The organism is Kitasatospora sp. NPDC059747 (assembly GCF_042732955.1).
Lineage (GTDB): Bacteria > Actinomycetota > Actinomycetes > Streptomycetales > Streptomycetaceae > Kitasatospora.
This window is the reverse complement of record NZ_JBHWGV010000205.1, coordinates 1-5,649: the sequence shown is the minus strand read 5'-3', so window position 1 is coordinate 5,649 and position 5,649 is coordinate 1. Positions and strand designations below refer to the sequence as shown.

4 protein-coding genes are annotated in these 5,649 nt (G+C 73.4%); 3 read left to right on the top strand and 1 reads right to left on the bottom strand.

The genetic code is table 11. The annotated features are described in order from the left end of the window. Nucleotides 1-22 precede the first annotated feature (22 nt). Nucleotides 23-244 carry a hypothetical protein gene (locus ACFV4G_RS42025; protein ID WP_380448663.1) on the bottom strand — a complete coding sequence of 74 codons (222 nt, stop codon included), beginning with the start codon at nucleotides 242-244 and terminating at the stop codon, nucleotides 23-25. Nucleotides 245-1,048: 804 nt separating this feature from the next. Between ACFV4G_RS42025 and ACFV4G_RS42020 the strand changes: the two genes are divergently transcribed. The 3 genes from ACFV4G_RS42020 (at nucleotide 1,049) to ACFV4G_RS42010 (ending at nucleotide 5,639) form a co-directional block, all read left to right on the top strand. After that, nucleotides 1,049-4,621, top strand: a complete 3,573-nt coding sequence (locus ACFV4G_RS42020; protein ID WP_380448669.1) for a nitrate- and nitrite sensing domain-containing protein — start codon at nucleotides 1,049-1,051, stop codon at nucleotides 4,619-4,621. A gap of 10 nt (nucleotides 4,622-4,631) precedes the next feature. Continuing rightward, entirely contained in the window at nucleotides 4,632-5,045 is a 414-nt protein-coding gene (locus ACFV4G_RS42015; RefSeq protein ID WP_030248297.1) for a roadblock/LC7 domain-containing protein, read from the top strand. A 168-nt stretch (nucleotides 5,046-5,213) separates the two neighbouring features. Next, a complete protein-coding gene (locus tag ACFV4G_RS42010; RefSeq protein ID WP_380448661.1) occupies nucleotides 5,214-5,639 on the top strand; it encodes a DUF742 domain-containing protein in 426 nt (141 codons plus the stop codon). Nucleotides 5,640-5,649: the final 10 nt, after the last annotated feature.

Here is a 5,649-nt window from a genome sequence, read left to right as displayed (position 1 = left end):
CTTCGCGCGGCGCGGGGCGGGATCAGTCCTGCGGGACGGCCACCGGCGCGACCATCAGCTGGGTGCGGCGCGGGTTCGCGGTGTTGCCGGGCAGGTCGGTCGAGTAGGTGACGGCCTTGTCCTCGGGCTTGCGGGCGCCGGGGATCTTGCTGAAGTCCTCGACCGAGGCCAGCGTGGTCCGGCGCGGGTTCGCCGTGGAGCGGCAGGGCAGCGTGGACTTGGTGGCCTTCTTCGCCTGGGACATCGAGTCAGCACCTCGTGTTCGCGGCCGGGCGCGCCACGACGGCGGCGGCACGGCCTGAGTGAGTCCGATTGATTCGGAGGGATTCTGGGCAGGCTGATCGGGGCCGTGCTCCGGATGCAGCCAGGTTACGAGATCTCATTCCACAGGGACCGTGACCAAAGCTACACATTCGCCTGTGATTTTGCTCACAAATAGGTCTGCAAATCTCCGATATCCGACATTTCACCGGAACGGGATTTCCCGACAAAACACCGATACCGGGCATTCCGGCAGGTCTGCGACTCTTGTCGATCTAGGGTCTCGTTGGCATGTATCGGACGAGTGTCCGAAAAAGGCGGTATTCCGGTCCGGTTACCGCACAGTCCGTGAAACCGCGCACGCGGTCGGTAGCCGTGACCGATGGTTCCCGGCGGCCCTTGTTGGGATTCCCTCGCTGTGCTGGAATGCCACGGACCGTGGGTAGGGAGCAGTCCACCCCGGTGCCCGCTCTCCCGGACCGGCCGGGGTGCGGATGGAAACTCGACACCGTCCAGGCCGTGGCAACGCGGCGGGACGCCCGGTCCAGAGGTTGCGACGCCAGTGCAGGGACGTTTCAAGAGGGGTAGCGGCGCCGCGGGGAACCCGGAGTCGCGCGAGCCTGTGGCAGCCCCCCAGCCGGCGGCGGCCCCCGGTGGCCCGGCCGAACCGCCGACGCCCGAGGGCACCGGCCGCCCGGAGCAGGACAGCCAGGACCGGAAATCCGCCCGCGACAAGCTCCGCACGTCCCTCACCAGGCGCCGCGCCACCGGTCTGAGCCGGCTCGCGATGCGCAACTGGCGGATCCGGACCCGACTGATCGCGCTGCTCGCGCTGCCCGTCCTGGTCTCGCTGGTCCTCGGTGGCCTGCGCATCCAGACCTCGATGCAGGCCTCGCAGCAGCTCGCCCAGATGGCCAACCTGTCCGACCTGGCCAAGAAGGCGACCAACCTCGCCGACGCGCTGCAAACCGAGCGCGACATCAGCGCCGGCCCGATCACCAACCGGCCGAGCGACCCGCTGGACGACGACATCGTCTCCGCGCGCAAGACCACCGACGACCTGAGCCGGACCTTCACCGCCTCCTCCGACAAGTTCGAGAACCTCGAACTCTCCGGCGGCAAGGCGCTGCTGTTCCAGATCCGCAAGGACCTCAACTCGATCTCGGACGCGCGCAACACGCCGTACCAGAACAACCAGAACATCCAGTCGACGATCACCGCGTACGACGTGATCATCCGCGACCTGCTGTCCATCACCCAGGACATAGCGCTCGCGTCGAACAACAAGGACCTGGTCGTCGCGACCCGCGCGCTCCAGCAGTTCTCGCTGGCCAAGGACGCGACCTCGCAGCAGCGCGCCCTGATCAGCGCCGCGCTCGCCAACCCCAAGGCCCCCGACCTCAGCCTGAGCGACGAGTCCTTCGGCATCCGCCTGCGCACGACGTACGACAACGCGCTCACGACGTTCAACAACATCTACACCGCGCACGACCTGGACAACCTGCGCGGGCAGCTGAGCTACAACAACGTCGTCGCCGACGCCGACCGCTACTCGCGCTCGATCCTCCAGCAGAGCGGTATCCACCAGACCGACCCGGTCAGCTACAAGGACTGGTACGAGAAGGCCACCGCCAAGATCAAGGCCGAGCAGCGGATCGAGTCCAAGCTGCTGGAGAACCTGGACGGAAAGGCCCAGGACCTCCAGTCCCAGGCCGACACCGACGCCCTGATCATCGCCGGCGCCGTCGCCCTCGTGCTGCTCGTCGCCCTCGGTGGCGCCGGTCTGATCGCCCGCTCGATGGTGCGCTCGCTGACCCGCCTGCAGGCCGCGGCCGAGGACGTCGCCGAGCGGCGGCTGCCCGAGCTGGTCAAGACGCTCTCCGAGAGCGACCCGCACGACGTCGACGTCACCGTCGAACCCGTCGCCGTCGACTCCACGGACGAGATCGGCCACGTGGCCCACGCGTTCGACATGGTGCACAGCGAGGCCGTCCGCCTCGCCGCCGAGCAGGCCCTCCTCCGCGGCAACATCAACGCGATGTTCACCAACCTCTCGCGCCGCAGCCAGGGCCTCATCCAGCGCCAGCTGTCGCTCATCTCCGAGCTGGAGAGCCGCGAGGCGGACCCGGACCAGCTCGCCAACCTCTTCAAGCTCGACCACCTCGCGACCCGCATGCGCCGCAACGGCGAGAACCTCCTCGTCCTCGCGGGCGAGGACCCGGGCCGCCGCTGGACCCGCCCCGTCCCGCTGGTCGACGTGCTCCGCGCCGCCGCGTCCGAGGTGGAGCAGTACGAGCGCATCGAACTCGCCGCGGTGCCGTCGGCCGAGGTCGCCGGCCGCGTCGTCAACGACCTCGTCCACCTGCTCGCCGAGCTGCTGGAGAACGCCACCTCGTTCTCCAGCCCGCAGACCCGCGTCCGGGTCACCGGCCACGCGCTGCCCGACGGCCGCGTGCTGGTCGAGATCCACGACACCGGCATCGGCCTGAGCCCCGACGACCTCGCCGAGATCAACGAGCGCCTCGCCAACCCGCCGACGGTGGACGTCTCCGTCTCCCGCCGCATGGGCCTCTTCGTGGTCGGCCGCCTGTCCCTGCGACACGGCATCCGCATCCAGCTGCGCCCCAGCGACTCCGGCGGCACCACCGCGCTCGTCATGCTCCCGGTGGACGTCACCAACTCCGCCGACCGCCGCACCGCCGGCCGCCCCGGTCCGGCGCAGGCCAAGCAGCAGCGCGGGGTCGCCCCGACGCCGCGCCAGCAGCGCCAGATGCCGGCCGGCCAGGGCGGTCCGGCCGCGCTCGGCCAGGGCCCGGCCGGCGGTGCCCCGCAGGGCCGCCCGCAGCTCGGCCAGGGCGGTCCGGCCGCCCCGGCGGCGCCGGGTGCCCCGACCGCTCCCGGTGCGCCCGGCGGACGCACCGGCGGCCTGCCCACCCGTCAGGTCGGCAAGGCGCTCCGCGAGAACCCGGTCGTCCCGCAGGGTCAGCCGGGTCTGCCGGGCCAGCAGCCGCAGCAGGCTCAGCAGCCGCAGCAGTCGGCCCAGGGTGGCCTGCCGCAGCGCGGCCCCGGCCGCCAGGGCCCGCCGCAGGGCGGCCCCGGCCTGCCCCGCCGCGGCCAGCAGCCCGGCGGCCCCGGTCAGCCCGGTCAGCCCGGTCAGCCCGGTCAGCCCGGCGGACCGCAGGGTGCGCCCGGCCGCCCCGGCCAGGAGCGCCCGCGCCCCGGTGGCGACCCGAACGGTGGTCCCCGCACCGGCGAGCAGCCGCAGCACGGCCGCCCGGGTGCACCCGGTGCGCCGGGTGCGCCGCGCCAGGGCGCCCGCCCGGGCAACCGCCCGCAGGACGGCCTGCCGCAGCGCCGCCAGCCCGGCCGCCCCGGCCCGCAGGGCCCTGGCGGTCAGGGTCCGCAGGGTCCCCAGGGTCCCCAGGGTCCCGGCGGCCAGGGTCCGCAGGGTCCGCAGGGCCCCGGCGGCCAGGGTCCGCAGGCCCCGCGCCGTCCGCAGCGCCCCGGCCCGGACGCGCCGCAGCGCGACCGCCAGCCGCAGCTCCCGCAGCAGCAGGCCCCGCAGGCCCAGCTCCCGCCGGCCGAACCGGCCCCGGTCGAGAGCACCCAGCAGTTCGCCCGCCCGCGCTTCGAGGCCAGCCAGATCGACCCGCGCGACCCGCTGGGCCTCGGCCTGGTCGAGCCGGTGCTGCCGAACGTGCCGAACCCGGTGCGCCCGGAGCCGGTCCGCCAGGAGCAGGCCCGTCCGGAGCCCGTCCGCCAGGAGCCGATGGCGCTGCCGACCGGCTCGTCCGAGGGCGGCGCCGGGCAGCAGCCGTGGGCCGCGCAGGACGCCCGGCCGCCGGCGTACCAGCCGCGCCGCCCCGGCACCTCGGCGCCGGAGGCCCGGCAGGAGCCCCAGGGCCGCCCGCCCCGGCAGCAGGCCCCCCAGGGCCAGCACGGCCAGCAGGCCGCGCCGCAGCAGCAGGTCCCCCAGGGCCAGCCGCAGCCCGGTGAGGGCGACGCCCCGTGGCGTCCGTCGGCCAACGACGAGCGCTGGCGCCGCGCGGAGCAGGTACGGGAGCCCTCGACCAGCGGCGTCACGATGTCCGGCCTCCCCCGGCGGACCCCGCAGGCCAACCTGGTCTCCGGCACCGCCGAGGCCTCCCCGCTGACCGGTCCCCAGGTCTCCCGGGCCCCCGAGGAGGTGCGCGGCCGGCTGACCAACCTCCGCCGCGGCATCCAGCAGGGCCGCCGGGCGGGCGCGGAGCAGGTCGGCCAGCCCGGCCGGCCCGGCTTCCAGCATGGTGCCCAGCAGCCCGGGTTCGATAGTTTCGGGGGCCGGAGCGACGGCAACGGCGCAGATCACCAGGAGCGTTGAGTTGAACCAGATGAGCCAGGCCGCACAGAACCTGAACTGGCTGATCACCAATTTCGTGGACAACACCCCCGGGGTGTCCCACACCGTGGTGGTCTCCGCGGACGGCCTCCTGCTGTGCATGTCCGAGGGCTTCCCCCGGGACCGCGCCGACCAGCTCGCCGCCGTCGCCTCCGGCCTCACCTCCCTCACCTCCGGCGCCAGCCGGATCTTCGAGGGCGGCGAGGTCAACCAGACCGTCGTCGAGATGGAACGGGGCTTCCTGTTCCTCATGGCCGTCAGCGACGGCTCCGCCCTCGCCGTCCTGGCCGCCCCCGACTCCGACATCGGCCTCGTCGGCTACGAGATGGCCCTGCTCGTCGACCGCGCAGGCGCCGTCCTCACCCCCGCACTCCGCGCAGAACTCCAGGGCAGTCTCCTGCACTGACCGGGGGCCCGCACGGCACCCACCCATCCACCGTCCCACCTCCCCGCCGGGTCCGACCCGACCGGTCCCGGCGCTCGACCCTCAGCTACCCTCAGGCAGCTGATCCCGCCTCAGCTGGAACGCCCCAGCTGGAACCTGCTGCCCGAGGCCGCAGCACAAGGAGGACCCATGACCCCGCCCTCGACACCCGCCGGCCCGTACGGCAGCGGGTACGGCAGCGGCTACGGCGGGCAGCAGTCCGACGGCTACGAGCAGCAGCCGCTGGTCCGCCCGTACGCGATGACCGGCGGCCGGACCCGGCCCCGCTACCAGCTCGCCATCGAGGCCCTGATCTCGACCACGGGATCGGCCGAGCGCACCGGCGGCCTGCTGCCCGAGCACGCCCGGATCGTCAACCTCTGCCGTGAGGTCAAATCCATCGCGGAGATCTCCGCACTGGCCGGCGTGCCGCTCGGTGTCGCCCGCATCCTCGTGGCCGACCTGGCCGAGGCCGGCCTCGTCGCCATCCACCAGCCCGCCGCCGCGGGCGAGGGGGGGGGGGGGCCCCCCCGCACCCAGCGCCGAGCAAGGTACACCAGAGAGAACAACAACTAAATACAAACCC